This window comes from Enterobacter oligotrophicus (assembly GCF_009176645.1).
GTDB classification, from domain to species: Bacteria; Pseudomonadota; Gammaproteobacteria; order Enterobacterales; family Enterobacteriaceae; genus Enterobacter; species Enterobacter oligotrophicus.
Genome location: NZ_AP019007.1, coordinates 3,807,486 through 3,823,784 on the forward strand (window position 1 = coordinate 3,807,486; position 16,299 = coordinate 3,823,784).

Consider the following 16,299-nt stretch of genomic DNA (forward strand, 5'->3'; position numbering starts at 1 on the left):
TGAGGGGACAAATCTATGTATGTTGCGGTAGGGCAGTTTGCAGTGACGCCAGACTGGAAAGAAAACGCGCAAAAATGTGTCTCCCTGATGGCACAGGCGCAGCAAAAGGGGGCATCGTTACTGGTGCTTCCTGAGGCGTTACTGGCACGCGATGACAACGACCCTGATCTGTCGGTAAAGTCTGCGCAGGCGCTTGAGGGGGAGTTTTTACGATTGCTGCTGGCCGAAAGCGCTGGCAATCAACTGACAACCATTTTAACCGTGCATGTCCCTTCTACACCGGGCCGGGCGGTGAATACGCTGGTGGCGATACGTGAAGGCGCTATTATTGCAAGCTATGCCAAACTCCATCTCTACGATGCGTTTAGCATTCAGGAGTCGCGGCTTGTTGATCCGGGGGAGTGTGTTCCGCCGCTGCTCAACATTGAGGGTTTCAACATTGGTCTGATGACGTGCTATGACATCCGATTTCCTGAGCTGGCATTACACCTGGCGCTGCAAGGGGCTGATATTCTGGTTTTGCCCGCTGCATGGGTAAAGGGACCGTTAAAAGAGCATCACTGGAGTACGCTACTGGCAGCGCGTGCGCTGGATACCACCTGTTACCTGGTGGCTGCCGGGGAGTGTGGAAACAAGAACATCGGGCAGAGCAGAGTGGTCGACCCGCTGGGCGTAACAATCGCAGCGGCGGCGGAAACGCCCGCGCTTCTGCTGACGGAGATAATTTCAGAGCGGATTGCGCTTGCGCGTCGGCAGTTACCTGTTCTTCGTAACCGTCGGTTTGCGCCACCGCAATTATTGTGATGTTTTTTTAAACAGTGCTTGATTCACCTTGTTACAGATTGCTATTGTGTGCGCGCGTCAAATGACCGTTAATACGATCGGGTTTTTGGCGCTGAATGCAGCCTGTTTTAAGTAAAGAAGGTATCTATGGGTGAGATTAGTATTACCAAACTGCTGGTGGTTGCCGCACTGGTCGTCCTGTTGTTTGGTACAAAGAAGTTACGCACGCTGGGTGGCGACCTGGGTGCTGCCATTAAAGGCTTTAAGAAAGCGATGAACGACGATGACGCGGCCGCGAAGAAAAGCGCCGAAGATGATGTCCCGGCAGAGAAACTTTCGCACAAAGAGTAATGGCAAGGCTGTAAGGCTTGCAAAAAAAACCGGCTCACGAGGCCGGTTTTTTGCTTTTCTGTAAATAAATATTACAGGTTTATTTCACTTCTTCGCCTTTCGCCTGCATATCGGCGTGATAAGAAGAACGAACAAATGGACCGCAAGCCGCGTGGGTAAAGCCCATCGCCATCGCTTCCGCTTTCATCTCGTCGAACTCATCCGGGCTAACGTAGCGTTGAACCGGCAGGTGATGGCGGCTTGGCTGCAGATACTGGCCCAGCGTCAGCATGGTCACGCCGTGGCGACGCAGGTCGCGCATTACTTCAATGATCTCAGCGTTGGTTTCCCCGAGGCCAACCATCAGGCCAGACTTGGTCGGGATATGTGGATGTGCTTCTTTAAAGCGCTCCAGCAGCTTCAGGGACCAGTTATAGTCGGCACCCGGACGCACCTGGCGATAAATGCGCGGCACGTTCTCCAGGTTGTGGTTGAACACGTCTGGCGGGGTCGCGGTGAGAATATCCAGCGCGCGATCCATACGTCCGCGGAAGTCCGGGACCAGCGTCTCGATCTTGATGCTTGGGCTTTTTTCACGGATAGCGGTAATGCAGTCAGCAAAGTGCTGTGCACCGCCATCGCGCAGGTCGTCACGGTCGACGGAGGTAATCACCACATAGCGCAGCGCCATATCGGCGATAGTCTGCGCCAGTTTTTGCGGTTCGTTGGCGTCAGGCGCAACCGGGCGACCATGAGCAACGTCGCAGAATGGGCAGCGACGGGTACAGATTGCACCCAGAATCATAAATGTCGCGGTGCCGTGATTGAAACATTCAGCAAGGTTGGGGCAGGAGGCCTCTTCACAGACAGAGTGGAGGCCATTTTTGCGCATCGCCGCTTTGATCCCCTGGATACGCGAAGAGTCGGCCGGAAGTTTGATTTTCATCCATTCCGGTTTTCTTAACAGCGCCTCGCGCTCTGTAGCCACGTTTTTAACCGGGATAAGGGCCATTTTATCGGCATCGCGGTATTTAACACCGCGTTCCATCACAATGGGTTTACTCATAGCGTGCGTGTTCCAGTTGCGAATATCGAAGGAAAGCGTTTCAATTCAAGGGAATGTTGTATTTATCAACTATTTTTGAACGAACGACAGGCAGTATATCATTGAAACGGTCGATAAAGCAGCCTGCCAGGTCGCCAATTTGTAAAATAGTTGTTGTTTTGTGCCTTTTGCCCCGCGTGTGGCAGGGGCTTGTGCTGAATGCACCTGTCAGAAGGCCTGACGGATGACGTTGATCACGTTTTCCAGAACCGGATCGCGCAGGCTTAGCTTGTTGTAATGTAGCGAAATTTCAACTGATTCGACATTCAACTGGCTCAATGAAATGCTCTCCAGCGGCCAGCATTTTCGCAGCAAATTATAGAGGCGTGAAGGCATGACACAAAGCATGTCGCTGCTGCCAATCAGGGCTGCTACGGTAAACATATTGTAACTGCTGAAGCTGATCTGACGCTCAGGGAAGAGTTCATCAAGACGCGGGCTTAATGGGTTTGCTCCTTGCCCTTCGGTAATAAATGACGCGTGTTCATAGCTGCGCAGATTCTCTAAAGTCACTGGCTGGCTAAGAGCCGGATGCTGTTGACGACAAACAAGCGTCAGGCTGTCGACATAGAGGACATTTTGCCCCAGCGCTCTGGCGCTAAAATTGTTGCTGTCGATAATTAAATCGGTCTGGAATTGCGCCAGCTGCGTTTCGGCTTCGCTGACGGGCACGTTGCGTATCAGCAGGTGTGGTACATGCTGTTTTACGGCCTGGTAGATGGCGGGCATCACCAGTACACCAAGCGAAGGAGAAGTACCAATGGTAATGGTTCTTTGCTTGTCGTAGCTGCCGGTTAAATCCAGTGCGCCCAGAATCGATTCCAGCCCCTGACTGATGTACTCATGAAGATGCGTAGCGTAGGCGGTCGGCGTGACACCCTGGCCTTTACGAATAAATAAAGGATCGGGAAATATAGCGCGCAGCTTTTGAATTGACTGGCTAATTGCTGAGGGTGTGAGATTAAGAATTTTCGCAGCATTAACGATACCCTTGTGGACATATACTGCCTCAAAAATAGTCAGCAAATTGAGATCAATATTACGTAAAGTCCGAAAAATTTGCGGCTTATCTTCTCCGCCGGGTTCATTAAGTCGTTTAGCTGGTAAATTATTATACTCCACGCTTTCACTCCGTATTCATTCATAACATGAATGATAGTTGAATTTATTTATTATGCTTGTAGAGATTCGTAAAGTGTTTCGTGTGTGTCACTTGTCTATCAAAAACAAACAGTTGTGTGGTTATCACACAAGGTACATGAAACCCGCAGGCGGTACTCTCTGGGGACTTAATAATATGTAGCGCTAATATGCGGGCGCTTCGAAAATATAGAATATGCGGTTTATTGTAAAGCGTAAATGCGGGAAATAAGCAGTGGCTCGTCAAATAATCGAGCCATGATGTATGATGTATTAAGCGGGGATATATTCGTATGGAGGATTGTTAAGTAGTGCTAACAAGTTGTTCAGCAGTACAGGACGAATATTATCAGGCGTGGCGGTTTCAACCCACTGACGCATTTGCGTCATTTCCATTCCGGCGTAGCCGCACGGATTGATTCGCAGGAATGGCGTGAGATCCATATTAATGTTAAGTGCCAGCCCGTGGAATGAACAGCCTTTACGAATACGCAGACCCAGCGAACAAATTTTCATTTCCCCGACATATACGCCCGGAGCATCAGCACGTGGATGGGCATCTATGCCATATTCAGCAAGGGTATTAACGACAGTCTGTTCCAGCAGGGTAACCAGTTCACGCACACCCAGCTTTCTGCGTTTAAGGTTTAGCAGTACATACATCACCTGCTGGCCGGGGCCATGATAGGTCACTTGCCCACCGCGATCGCTCTGAATAACCGGAATATCACCCGTCATTAACAGATGCTCAGCTTTTCCCGCCTGGCCCTGGGTAAAAACAGGGTAGTGTTCCACCAGCCAGATCTCATCAGGTGTAGTGTCATCGCGTGAATCGGTGAAGTCATGCATAGCCTGGGAGACAGGCTCATAAGGTTGCAGCCCGAGATGGCGGACAAGAATTTTATCCTGGTACAAAACTACGTCTCCGAAGACGAGGGAGAAAAAGGTAAGGGGAGTATATCACAGCGGGGGAAGAGGTTACCCGGCAAAGCGGGTAACCGCAGAGGACTACAGCACCATACGAACGATTTCGATATTGCCGAGCTCTTCGTACAGCGTCTCGACCTGCTCAATGTGGGTCGCAGTGATGGTAATAGAAACCGAGTGGTAGTTGCCTTTGCTGCTTGGTTTTACCGACGGAGAGTAGTCGCCCGGCGCATGGCGCTGTACCACTTCAACCACCTGATCAACCAGCTCAGGTTTCGCCAGACCCATTACTTTGTAGGTAAATGGGGTCGGGAATTCAAGCAGTTCGTTAAGTTTGGTTTTCATGTCAGCTCCGGCGTGTGTGTAAAAAATAATAACTCCCGCCACAGGGCGGGAGTTTTACTGATACGTAGTATATGGGGATCAAAATCACACTTTCAAGTGTTCAATTTTTAGCCAAACCAGTGATGGAACATCAATTTAATGTAATCAATGATTTTGCCGAAGAAATTGCCTTCCGGAATTTCTTCCAGCACCACGAGTGGACGCTGATCGATCGTTTTACCATCGAGCTGGAAGTTAATGGTGCCGACAACCTGATTTTTCTGCAGCGGTGCATGCAGTTCAGTGGTATTCAGCACATAGCTCGCTTTCAGATCTTTCATGCGGCCACGAGGAATGGTCAGATACAGATCTTTATCCACGCCCAGCGAAGCACGGTCGTTGTCACCAAACCAGACTGGCTCAGAGGCAAACTCTTTACCTGCTTTCAGCGGGTTCACGGTTTCGAAGAAACGGAAGCCCCAGGTCAGCAGTTTTTTACTTTCTGTTTCACGGCCTTTAAAGGTGCGACCGCCCATTACCGCAGAGATCAGACGCATCTGGCCTTCTGTCGCGGAAGCCACCAGGTTATAACCGGCTTTGTCAGTGTGTCCGGTCTTGATGCCGTCTACGTTCAGGCTGTTATCCCACAGCAGGCCGTTACGGTTGGTCTGACGAATGCCGTTGAAGGTGAACTCTTTCTCTTTATAAATAGAGTATTCGTTCGGCACGTCACGGATCAGCGCCTGGCCAATCAGTGCCATGTCACGTGCGGAGCTGTATTGACCTTCCGCATCCAGGCCGTGGACGGTCTGGAAGTGGCTGTTTTTCAGACCCAGCGCAGATACATAGCTGTTCATCAGGCCCACGAAGGCATCCTGGCTGCCAGCCGCGAAATCGGCCATCGCCACGCAGGCATCGTTACCGGATTGCAGGTTGATACCGCGAATCAGCTGGGAAACAGGAACCTGCATGCCAGGCTTCAGGAACATCAGGGATGAACCTTTAAACACCGGGTTACCGGTTGCCCACGCATCGTTGCCGATGGTCACCAGATCGGTCTCTTTGAATTTACCTGCCTTCATGGCCTGGCCGATAACGTAGCTGGTCATCATTTTGGTCAGGCTGGCCGGATCGCGACGGGCATCGGCATTCTGTTCTGCCAGAACCTTGCCAGAGTTGTAGTCGATCAGGATGTAGGATTCCGCGTCGATCTGCGGAACGCCAGGGATCATGGTCTTGATGTTCAGGTCATCCGCGTGAGCTGCAGAAAAAGCCGCTGCGCAAAGGGCCGTGGTCAGCGCCATGCGCTGCACAAAACGAGCAGAAAAAGTGGTCTTCATGGTCAGAACTACGACATCCGTGATGGAATTAAAAAAAGTGCCTTACTATAGCAAAAGCTATACAGGCAGGCATCCGACTTTAAGCATGAGTTTGTGAATGTGTTTTACACAAATTGACATTTCGGATACCGCCGATTAATTACTTTGCAACGGTTATGAACGACTGCAGTTGTGCTTCGCTTTGCAGACGCTGCTGCAGGGACGCCGCCTGAGATTTGCTGGCAAACGGCCCCATCTGAATACGCCAGACTGCACCATTTTGCTCAACGCGTCCAGGCACGCCGAACTGCTGGCTCAAACGCTGCTGATACTGCTGCGCACGAGCCTGATCGCTTACGGCTCCTACCTGTACCACAAAGCCACCGCTGGTTGCTGCCGGGGCTGACACCGCCGCACTTTGCGTGGTGGCTGGAGCCGTTACGGGCGCGGGCTGTGTTACAGGTGCGGCCACGGGGGCTGGCGCAGGCTCACTGCTTTCCAGCACGCCTGAGGCTAAGGTCGTTGGGGCACCGAGGAAGCCGCTGCTTTTCACCGGCGCACCCGTGCTGTCATCGCTATGCAACGTGTCATTGCTGATAGCCCGCACTTCGCCCTGCGGTTGAACAGGCTCTGCCGGAGAGGAGGCTCCACCCATGCCACCGCTTAAATCCGGACGTGCGGGCAGGGCGTAGGTTTGTTTCGCCACGGTCGTACAGGCTGTACCCGGACCGGAGAGCGTGCCATCCTGCGCCACGATAATCGGGTCAATACGAACTTTGGTGTTATTTGACGTGTTCAGGCGGTCAGCAGCAGCGCGTGACAGTGAAATCACCCGGTCATTTCCGTAGGGACCGCGATCGTTAATGCGTACCACGATCATACGGCCGTTCGCCAGGTTTGTAACACGCGCGTAGCTAGGGATCGGCAGCGTTGGGTGTGCTGCCGTGATTTGCATCGGATCGAACGTTTCGCCGGACGCAGTGAGGTTACTCCCTGGCTCAGCATCGTAAATGGCGGCAAAGCCTGCCTGACTGAACCGGGAAGGGTCCTGGACAATCTTGTAGCTTTTGCCGTCGCGCTGATAATCCTGGTTCGCGCTGGCATTCAGCGGTTCATAAATGGGATCGGCACCACTGATTTCAACAATCGGGCCATTGCAGACCGCAGGCTGCGGCGGCGCGACGGTTGCCTGTTGCTGACCATCATCACTTGTACAGGCTGCAAGTAAACTTGCAGCGATGCAGATCCCCAGCCACTGCTTACGCATTGCGATCCCCCTTGTTTTTATACGCTTTTTGACAACATTTTCCTGTGGGTATGGATCGACATCACGATACCAAACCCGGCCATCAACACGATCAGTGCCGAGCCCCCGTAACTGACCAGCGGCAGCGGTACACCCACAACCGGCAGGATACCACTCACCATACCAATATTTACGAAGACATAAACGAATAAAATCAGCATCAACCCGCCCGCCATCACGCGGCCAAAGGTGGTTTGAGCCCGCGCGGCAATCCACAGCCCACGCATGATCAGCAGCACGTAGAGCGCCAGCAGGATTAAAATACCAACCAGTCCTAACTCTTCCGCCAGGACCGCAAAGATAAAGTCGGTGTGGCGTTCAGGTAAGAATTCGAGCTGTGACTGCGTACCGTGCAGCCAGCCTTTACCGCGCAGGCCGCCGGAGCCAATGGCAATCTTCGACTGAATAATATGATAGCCCGCGCCCAGCGGATCGGTTTCCGGGTCGAGCAGCATCATTACGCGCTGGCGCTGGTAATCATGCATCAGGAAGAACCAAAGAATGGGGATAAAAGCCGCAACCAGCACGACTGCAATACCAATCAGACGCCAGCTCAGGCCAGACAGGAACAGTACGAACAGGCCAGAAAGTGCGATCAGGATCGAGGTGCCGAGGTCAGGCTGCGCCGCGACCAGCAGCGTTGGCAGAAAAATCAGCACCAGCGCAATGGCGGTATTTTTCAGCGAAGGTGGGCAGACATCGCGGTTGATAAAGCGCGCTACCATCAGTGGAACCGCTATTTTAGCAATTTCGGAGGGCTGGAAGCGGACAATCCCCAGATCCAGCCAGCGCTGTGCGCCTTTGGAAATGGCACCAAACGCATCAACCGCAACCAGCAGGATAATACAGAATATATACAGGTAGGGGGCCCAGCCTTCGTAGACGCGCGGCGGGATCTGCGCCATGACCACCATAATGACCAGACCCATCGCGATCTGGCCGATTTTGCGCTCCATCATGCCAATGTCCTGGCCGCTGGCGCTCCAGATGACCAGAGCGCTGTAGACCAGCAGCGCCAGCAGAATCAGCAGCATGGCTGGGTCGATGTGGATTTTGTCCCACAGCGATTTTTTATTTGGATTATCGGTCATGATTATTGGTCCTCCGCCGCAGCGGCTGCCGGGTTTTCAGTTGGCAGTTCGGTGTTGTTATCACCCAGCATAATGTGGTCGAGGATCTGGCGCATGATCGTACCCACAGCCGGGCCAGCACCGCCGTTTTCCAGAATCATCGCCACCGCAACCTGCGGGTTATCATAAGGGGCGAACGCCGTCATGAGTTTGTGGTCACGCAGACGCTCAGCAATTTTATGCGCGTTATAGGTTTCATTCGCTTTCAGGCCGAAGACCTGTGCCGTCCCCGATTTGGCCGCGACTTTATACGGTGCACCGGCAAAGTATTTGTGTGCTGTACCGTTCGGGCGGTTTGCCACGCCGTACATGCCGTCTTTTGCGATTTCCCAGAAACCGGAATGAATGTCACCCACCGGCGGTTCATGCGGCTGAACCCACGGCACTTTTTTACCGTCTTCAACCGTGCTTTGCAGCAGATGCGGAACTTTCACGACGCCATCGTTGATGAGGATCATCATCGCTTTGTTCATTTGCAGCGGCGTTGCCGTCCAGTAACCCTGACCAATTCCTACCGGAATGGTATCGCCCTGATACCACGGCTTTTTAAAGCGCTTCAGCTTCCATTCACGGGTAGGCATGTTGCCTGAACGTTCTTCTGCGAGATCAACGCCGGTGTAATGTCCGTAGCCGAATTTACTCATCCACTCCGACAGACGGTCAATGCCCATGTCGTAGGCCACCTGATAGAAGAAGGTGTCCGCAGACTCCTCCAGCGATTTAGTGACATTCAGATGGCCGTGGCCCCATTTTTTCCAGTCGCGGTAACGCTTCTCTGAGCCAGGCAGTTGCCACCAGCCAGGGTCAAACAGGCTGGTATTGCGATTGATCACGCCTGCGCTCAGCGCGGAGACGGCGACGTATGGTTTTACCGTTGATGCAGGTGGGTAGACACCCTGCGTGGCGCGGTTCACCAGCGGGGTATTTGGGTCCTTGAGCAGGCCGGAATAATCTTTGCTGGAGATGCCGTCCACGAAGAGGTTAGGGTCGTAGCTTGGCATGGAGACCATTGCCAGAATACCGCCAGTGCGCGGGTCGGTAACGATAACCGCGGCGCGGCTACCGGCCAGCAGGGTTTCGATATACTGTTGCAGCTTAAGGTCAAGCGTCAAATAGACGTCATGCCCTGCCTGCGGTGGCACCTCTTTCAACTGGCGGATCACGCGGCCACGGTTGTTCACTTCAACCTCTTCATAGCCGGTCTGGCCGTGCAGGACATCTTCGTAATAGCGCTCAATGCCCAGCTTACCGATATCGTGCGTTGCGGCGTAGTTAGCCAGCTTACCGTCTTTATCGAGGCGGTCGACGTCTTTATCGTTAATTTTGGAAACGTAGCCAATGACGTGGGTGAGTGCAGAGCCATACGGGTAGTAACGGCGCTTGTAGCCTTTCACTTCTACACCGGGGAAGCGGTACTGATTAACGGCAAAACGAGCGACCTGCACTTCCGTCAGGTTTGTTTTAACCGGAATAGAGGTGAAGCGGTGCGAACGGGCACGCTCCTTTTTAAAGGCGGCGATGTCGTCATCGTTGAGATCGACAACGTTTTTTAGCGCTTCCAGCGTATCCTGAACATTATCCACCTTCTCCGGCATCATCTCGATTTGATAGATGGTGCGGTTTAACGCCAGCGGCGTGCCGTTACGGTCATAAATAATGCCGCGGCTGGGGGCGATAGGCACCAGCTTGATACGGTTTTCGTTGGAACGCGTCTGGTAATCGGTATAGCGGACGATTTGCAGATTATAAAGGTTGGCGATCAGCACGCCGGTAAGCAGCAAAATCCCCGTAAAGGCGACCAGTGCCCGGCGCACAAACAGCGCGGACTCAGCCGTATAGTCGCGAAAAGAATTCTGTAGTTTCATCCGCTGCTTAATCTACCCTGGTCAGTCATTACTCGCGGTGATAGGGGTGGTTGGTAGTAATGCTCCACGCGCGATACAGACTCTCTGCCACCAGAACCCGAACGAGCGGGTGGGGCAACGTCAGCGCGGAGAGGGACCAACTTTGTTCTGCTGCCGCTTTACAGGCGGGAGATAACCCTTCAGGCCCGCCAATCAACAGACTGACGTCACGGCCATCCTGCTTCCAGCGCTCCAGTTCGTGCGCCAGCTGCGGCGTATCCCAGGGCTTGCCTGGAATATCGAGGGTAACGATGCGGTTTTTGCCTGCGGCAGCCAGCATCAGCTCACCCTCTTTATCGAGAATACGTTTGATATCGGCGTTCTTGCCGCGCTTTCCTGCTGGGATCTCCACCAGTTCGAACGGCATATCTTTTGGAAAGCGACGCAGATACTCAGTAAAACCGGTTTGTACCCAGTCCGGCATTTTGGTGCCGACGGCGACCAGCTGCAACTTCACGCATTAACCCCAGAGTTTTTCCAGCTCATACAGGCGACGGCTCTCTTCCTGCATGACGTGGACAATCACATCGCCGAGGTCGACAACCACCCAGTCAGCGGTCGCTTCACCTTCAACACCAAGCGGTAACAGCCCTGCCGCACGTGATTCCTGAACAACATGATCGGCAATCGAAACCACATGGCGAGTAGATGTACCGGTGCAGATAATCATGCAGTCGGTGATGCTGGATTTACCCTTAACGTCGATAGCGAGGATGTCCTGACCTTTCAGGTCATCAATTTTGTCGATAACAAAATCCTGGAGTGCTTTACCCTGCAAGTTTTCCCCCTGGGTGAATGAAATAGTGCTTCTGTGAGTTTGTAGCCAGACAGTATACCTGAACTGACGCCTGTGTCGGGACAAATGTCACCGGCCGGGCTTTTGAAGGCGGGTATCATCCCACCCTCCGCCTGAGATTGCATCGCCATTTTTGTAAAACAATTTCTGTAAAGCAATGATCGGCGGGAAAGTCTGGCAGCGGAGGATATCAGTATGGCTTAACCTGTCAAGGCAGGATAATCAATAAGGCGCGATTTCCTGCGTCAGTGCTATGCCTCTGCACTTTTCTGATACAACCCATGCTGGCGGATATATTCCAGCACCGATGCTGGCAGCAGATCGTCACAGGTTAAACCCTGTTGCAGGCGGTCACGAATAATGGTCGCTGAAATATCAAACCATGGTGTTTCGGCAAGATAGATTTTCCCGGCGGGCAGAGTATGCAGATCTTCTATATTGTCGGTGAGGTGTGTGTCGAGCCACTGCTGGTGCTGTTCTTCGCGCATGGTCAACGGGTAGCCCGGACGGCGGCAAACCAGCAAATGGCTGTTATCCAGAATGGTTTCGTACTGATGCCAGGTGGGGAAGTTAAGCAGAGAATCCTGGCCGATAATAAACGCCAGCGGTTTCTTCGGGCCTTGTTCGGCGCGCCACTCCTGCAGTGTCTGCGAAGTCCAGGAAGGGGTATCGCGGCGCAGCTCGCGTTCATCAAGAGTAAAAAGGGGCTTATCCGCAATGGCCAGGGACAGCATCTCTTTACGCTGTTCACTGGTGGCCTCTGGTTGAGGGCGGTGCGGCGGGACGTTATTCGGCATGATGATCACGCGCTGCAGGCCAATCAGATTCGCCAGGATTTCAACCGGCTTCAGGTGCCCATAATGTACCGGATCGAACGTACCGCCATACAGTGCCTGTAAAGAGTGCATATTATCCATCGATAAAAACGTCTGCCAGCGCCTTGTGGCACAGCAGCAGGGAAAGACTTTCCAGCTCAGCCCAGATCGACTGACCATAGTCCTGTTTCAGCGTCAGTTCGGCACGCAACAGAAGCTGTATTGCCTGGCGCAGTTGTTCATGGCTCAGGCGGTTTATCGCCTCGGTGGTCATTGCCCGGCGGTTTTGCCATACGCGATGTTTATCAAACAGCGCGCGCAGCGGGGTATGGGCGGACTGGCGCTTGAGATTAATCAGCAGCAGCAGTTCGCGCTGAAGCGTGCGCAGCAGAATGACGGGTTCACTGCCTTCAAGCCGCAGCTGCTGCAAAATATGCAGGGCGCGTTTACTCTTCGCTGACAACAGTGCATCCACCCAGTGGAATGGCGTGAAGTGAGCGGCATCGTTAACCGCCTGCTCCACGCGCGGTAGCGTCAGCTTGCCGTCCGGCCACAGCAGAGAAAGACGGTCCAGCGCCTGGGCCAGTGCCAGCAGGTTGCCTTCATAGCAGTAGCAAAGCAGCTGGTTCGCGGCATCATCCAACTGGAGATTATGCTGTTTAGCTCGCGCCGCCACCCATTTGGGCAGATGCGCCTGTTCTGGCGTCTGGCAGGTGACCAGCACCGCGTTGGCCGCAAGCCGGGTAAACCAGGCCGCATTTTCCTGTGCTTTGGTGAGTTTATTGCCGCGAACAATTAACAGAAGATCGCTGTGTAACAAGCTGACCAGCGTGGCGAGTTGTTCATTGATAGCGGCGTTGGGGCCATTTTCCGGCAGCAGGAGTTGAATGGTCTGGCGTGATGCAAACAAACTCATCGCCTGACAAAGCGAAAAGAGGGCATTCCAGTCGGTGTTGTTATCGATCTGAAACGTGTGATGCTCATCAAAGCCCTGAGTCGCCGCGGCCTGGCGAACGGCATCAAGACTTTCCTGAAGTAACAGTGGGTCGTTTCCGAGTAGCAGATACGCCGCGCGCAGCCCTTCATTGAGCTGCGCGCGGAGTTGTTCAGGATACAACCTGATCATCAGTTACCCATTGAGGTAGAAACAGGGGACGTACTGGCATCCGGTTGTTCGGTGATGTCAGAGCCTTGTTTCGTCGACGCGGCAATGCCTGGCAGTTTACGGATCAGCTGTTCCGCCGCCTTGTCATACATTTCGTTAATGATAATTTGCTGCTCGGCATCTTTTGCCAGTGCAGTTTGCGGGTTATCGAAGAACGAACGGTAGACTTTGGTACTGATCGGGTAAATGTCTTTGCCCGGAATCAGCACTGAAGCGCTGACCGACATCACCATCTGGTACTCAGCGGTACGGCCATCCTGGAAGATAGACGCCGTATCTTTGCTCAGGCTCATACCCCGAACGCGAAGAGACGGTACATCCTGGCGCAGCGTTCCTTTCTCGATAAGCTCAACGCCATTCAGGCGCAGCTGGTTACGAATTGCCCGGCTGAGCGGTCCATTCGGATCGGATGAGTCGAAGATCATCGTTTTCATCTGAGCAGGCACTGCCGTGGTATTGCGCAGATGCCAGCCACAACCAGCGGTGACAAGCACCGCCAGAGATAAGAGTATTGTTGCCAGTTGTCGCACGTTTCCTCCCGCGCTTAGCCAACGACCAGATTCAGCAGTTTACCCGGTACGTAGATCACTTTACGTACGGTAACGCCCTCAAGATATTTCGCAACCAGATGTTCCTGACCTGCGCGCTCGCGAACCTGCTCTTCGGTTGCATCGACAGCCACGGTGATTTTACCGCGCACTTTGCCGTTAACCTGCACCACGACCAGGGTGGTGTTTTCCACCATGGCGGATTCGTCAGCCACAGGCCACGGTGCGTTGTCGATATCACCTTCGCCTTTCAGCTCCTGCCACAGGGTGAAGCTGACATGTGGCGTGAACGGGTTCAGCATACGAACCACGGCCAGCAGCGCTTCACGCATTAAGGCACGATCCTGCTCGCCATCCTGCGGGGCTTTCGCCAGCTTGTTCATCAGTTCCATAATAGCCGCAATTGCGGTATTGAAGGTCTGACGACGACCAATATCATCGGTCACTTTCGCGATGGTTTTATGAACATCACGACGCAGCGCCTGCTGATCTTCGCTCAGTGCGGCAACGTTCAGTGCTGGCGCATCACCCTGAGAGGTGTGCTCGTAAACCAGTTTCCAGACACGCTTCAGGAAGCGGTTAGCGCCTTCAACGCCGGATTCCTGCCACTCCAGGGTCATGTCCGCCGGAGAGGCAAACATCATGAACAGACGCACGGTATCCGCGCCATAACGCTCAACCATCACCTGCGGGTCGATGCCGTTGTTTTTGGACTTGGACATCTTGCTCATGCCGGTGTAAACGAGCTCATGACCTTCGGCGTCTTTCGCTTTCACGATACGGCCTTTCTCGTCGCGCTCAACGATCGCATCAACCGGAGAAACCCAGTTACGCTCGCCGTTCGCGCCAACGTAGTAGAATGCGTCTGCGAGAACCATACCCTGACACAGCAGCTGCTTAGCTGGTTCATCAGAGTTCACCAGGCCCGCATCACGCATCAGCTTATGGAAGAAGCGGAAGTAGAGCAGGTGCATGATGGCATGTTCGATACCGCCGATGTAGATATCCACTGGCAGCCAGTAGTTTGCGGCTTTGGAGTCCAGCATCCCTTCCTGATACTGCGGGCAGGTGTAGCGCGCGTAATACCAGGAAGATTCCATAAAGGTGTCAAAGGTGTCCGTTTCACGCAGCGCAGGCTGGCCGTTGACGGTGGTTTTCGCCCATTCAGGATCGGCTTTGATCGGGCTGGTGATGCCGTCCATGACCACGTCTTCCGGCAGGATCACCGGCAGTTGATCTTCCGGCGTTGGCATTACGGTGCCATCTTCCAGGGTCACCATTGGAATTGGCGCACCCCAGTAACGCTGACGGGACACACCCCAGTCGCGCAGACGGTAGTTCACTTTACGCTCGCCCACGCCCTGGGACGCCAGTTTATCGGCGATGGCGTTGAAGCCCTCTTCGAAGCTCAGTCCGCTGAATTCGCCGGAGTTGAACAGGGTGCCTTTTTCGGTCAGCGCTTGTTCGGACAGGTCTGGTTCAGATCCATCGGCGGCCAGAATAACGGCTTTAATCGGCAGGCCGTATTTGGTGGCAAATTCGTAGTCGCGCTGATCGTGGCCCGGAACCGCCATCACTGCGCCCGTGCCGTACTCCATCAGCACAAAGTTCGCTGCCCAGACAGGGATGGCTTCGCCCGTCAGAGGGTGCTTAGCATAGAAGCCTGTCGCAACGCCTTTTTTCTCCATCGTTGCCATGTCGGCTTCGGCCACTTTGGTGTTGCGGCATTCGTCGATGAAGGTGGCCAGTTCCGGATTGTTTTCCGCCGCTTTCTGCGCCAGTGGGTGACCTGCGGCAACGGCCAGGTAGGTCGCGCCCATGAAAGTGTCCGGACGGGTGGTGTAAACGGTCAGGGTCTGATCGTAGTTCTCAACGTTGAAGGTGATTTCCACGCCTTCAGAACGGCCGATCCAGTTACGCTGCATGGTCTTAACGGTGTCAGGCCAGTGATCCAGATTATCCAGATCGTTCAGCAGCTCGTCAGCGTAAGCGGTGATTTTGATAAACCACTGTGGGATCTCTTTACGCTCAACTTTGGTGTCACAGCGCCAGCAGCAGCCGTCGATAACCTGTTCGTTCGCGAGAACGGTCTGGTCATTCGGGCACCAGTTAACGGCAGAGGTTTTCTTGTACACCAGCCCTTTTTTATACAGCTCGGTGAAGAATTTCTGTTCCCAGCGGTAGTATTCCGGGGTGCAGGTCGCCAGCTCACGGCTCCAGTCATAGCCGAAGCCCAGCATTTTCAGCTGGTTTTTCATGTACGCGATGTTGTCGTACGTCCACGGTGCCGGGGCGGTATTGTTTTTGACCGCTGCGCCTTCCGCAGGCAGACCGAACGCATCCCAGCCGATTGGCTGCAGAACATTTTTACCCAGCATACGCTGGTAGCGCGCAATCACGTCACCGATGGTGTAGTTACGCACGTGGCCCATGTGTAGTCGACCAGAAGGATAGGGAAGCATCGACAGGCAGTAATACTTCTCTTTGCTCTCGTCTTCGGTTACTTCAAAGGTACGCTTCTCGTCCCAGTGTTGCTGGACTTTTGATTCTATCTCTTCCGGGCGGTATTGCTCTTGCATGGCAGCCAGTGGTCCTGTTTTCAATACAGCTACAAATGTAGCCAATGGATGTGGTAATTCAGATCCGCATAGCATAGCCCAAACGCCCGTGCCAAAACAGCCTTTCGCACAAATGCGCTTTGCTGGAA

16 protein-coding genes are annotated in these 16,299 nt (G+C 53.6%); 2 read left to right on the forward strand and 14 right to left on the reverse strand.

Annotated features, from left to right (window positions below):
• The first annotated feature begins 15 nt into the window (after positions 1–15).
• Both EoCCA6_RS18205 and tatE read left to right on the forward strand, forming a co-directional pair.
• The gene (locus tag EoCCA6_RS18205) at positions 16–804 is read left to right on the forward strand and encodes a deaminated glutathione amidase (RefSeq protein WP_152083846.1); all 789 of its coding nucleotides are present in this window, start codon (positions 16–18) and stop codon (positions 802–804) included.
• A gap of 126 nt (positions 805–930) precedes the next feature.
• Positions 931–1,134, forward strand: coding sequence for a twin-arginine translocase subunit TatE (tatE, locus tag EoCCA6_RS18210; RefSeq protein WP_014069320.1), 204 nt, complete (start codon positions 931–933; stop codon positions 1,132–1,134).
• A gap of 79 nt (positions 1,135–1,213) precedes the next feature.
• Here tatE and lipA read toward each other — a convergent pair whose 3' ends face one another.
• From lipA to leuS, 14 genes are all read right to left on the reverse strand, one after another.
• A complete protein-coding gene (lipA, locus tag EoCCA6_RS18215) occupies positions 1,214–2,179 on the reverse strand; it encodes a lipoyl synthase (RefSeq protein WP_006177132.1) in 966 nt (321 codons plus the stop codon).
• A gap of 207 nt (positions 2,180–2,386) precedes the next feature.
• Positions 2,387–3,340 carry a YbeF family transcriptional regulator gene (locus EoCCA6_RS18220; protein ID WP_152083847.1) on the reverse strand — a complete coding sequence of 318 codons (954 nt, stop codon included), beginning with the start codon at positions 3,338–3,340 and terminating at the stop codon, positions 2,387–2,389.
• A 291-nt stretch (positions 3,341–3,631) separates the two neighbouring features.
• Positions 3,632–4,273 (reverse strand): lipoyl(octanoyl) transferase LipB, encoded by a 642-nt coding sequence (lipB, locus tag EoCCA6_RS18225; protein WP_152083848.1) that lies wholly within the window; start codon positions 4,271–4,273, stop codon positions 3,632–3,634.
• Between the two features lie 93 nt (positions 4,274–4,366).
• Positions 4,367–4,630, reverse strand: a complete 264-nt coding sequence (ybeD, locus tag EoCCA6_RS18230) for a DUF493 family protein YbeD (protein ID WP_003858718.1) — start codon at positions 4,628–4,630, stop codon at positions 4,367–4,369.
• Between the two features lie 107 nt (positions 4,631–4,737).
• Entirely contained in the window at positions 4,738–5,949 is a 1,212-nt protein-coding gene (gene dacA / locus EoCCA6_RS18235) for a D-alanyl-D-alanine carboxypeptidase DacA (RefSeq protein ID WP_003858714.1), read from the reverse strand.
• 139 nt (positions 5,950–6,088) lie between these two features.
• Positions 6,089–7,195, reverse strand: a complete 1,107-nt coding sequence (rlpA, locus tag EoCCA6_RS18240; RefSeq protein WP_152083849.1) for an endolytic peptidoglycan transglycosylase RlpA — start codon at positions 7,193–7,195, stop codon at positions 6,089–6,091.
• A gap of 17 nt (positions 7,196–7,212) precedes the next feature.
• Complete coding sequence (gene mrdB / locus EoCCA6_RS18245; protein WP_042715186.1) at positions 7,213–8,325, reverse strand: peptidoglycan glycosyltransferase MrdB; 1,113 nt, start codon at positions 8,323–8,325, stop codon at positions 7,213–7,215.
• 2 nt (positions 8,326–8,327) lie between these two features.
• The gene (gene mrdA / locus EoCCA6_RS18250; RefSeq protein WP_152083850.1) at positions 8,328–10,229 is read right to left on the reverse strand and encodes a peptidoglycan DD-transpeptidase MrdA; all 1,902 of its coding nucleotides are present in this window, start codon (positions 10,227–10,229) and stop codon (positions 8,328–8,330) included.
• A 28-nt stretch (positions 10,230–10,257) separates the two neighbouring features.
• Complete coding sequence (gene rlmH, locus EoCCA6_RS18255; RefSeq protein WP_003858701.1) at positions 10,258–10,725, reverse strand: 23S rRNA (pseudouridine(1915)-N(3))-methyltransferase RlmH; 468 nt, start codon at positions 10,723–10,725, stop codon at positions 10,258–10,260.
• Positions 10,726–10,728: 3 nt separating this feature from the next.
• A complete protein-coding gene (gene rsfS / locus EoCCA6_RS18260) occupies positions 10,729–11,046 on the reverse strand; it encodes a ribosome silencing factor (RefSeq protein ID WP_152083851.1) in 318 nt (105 codons plus the stop codon).
• A 269-nt stretch (positions 11,047–11,315) separates the two neighbouring features.
• Positions 11,316–11,981: a nicotinate-nucleotide adenylyltransferase gene (gene nadD, locus EoCCA6_RS18265; RefSeq protein ID WP_152083852.1), complete on the reverse strand. Its 666-nt coding sequence runs from the start codon at positions 11,979–11,981 to the stop codon at positions 11,316–11,318.
• A complete protein-coding gene (gene holA / locus EoCCA6_RS18270) occupies positions 11,974–13,005 on the reverse strand; it encodes a DNA polymerase III subunit delta (protein ID WP_152083853.1) in 1,032 nt (343 codons plus the stop codon). Before holA ends, nadD begins: the two co-directional genes overlap by 8 nt.
• Positions 13,005–13,574, reverse strand: coding sequence for an LPS assembly lipoprotein LptE (lptE, locus tag EoCCA6_RS18275; protein ID WP_152083854.1), 570 nt, complete (start codon positions 13,572–13,574; stop codon positions 13,005–13,007). Before lptE ends, holA begins: the two co-directional genes overlap by 1 nt.
• Positions 13,575–13,588: 14 nt before the next feature.
• On the reverse strand, positions 13,589–16,171 hold the full coding sequence (leuS, locus tag EoCCA6_RS18280; protein WP_152083855.1) for a leucine--tRNA ligase: 2,583 nt from the start codon (positions 16,169–16,171) through the stop codon (positions 13,589–13,591).
• Positions 16,172–16,299 lie beyond the last annotated feature (128 nt).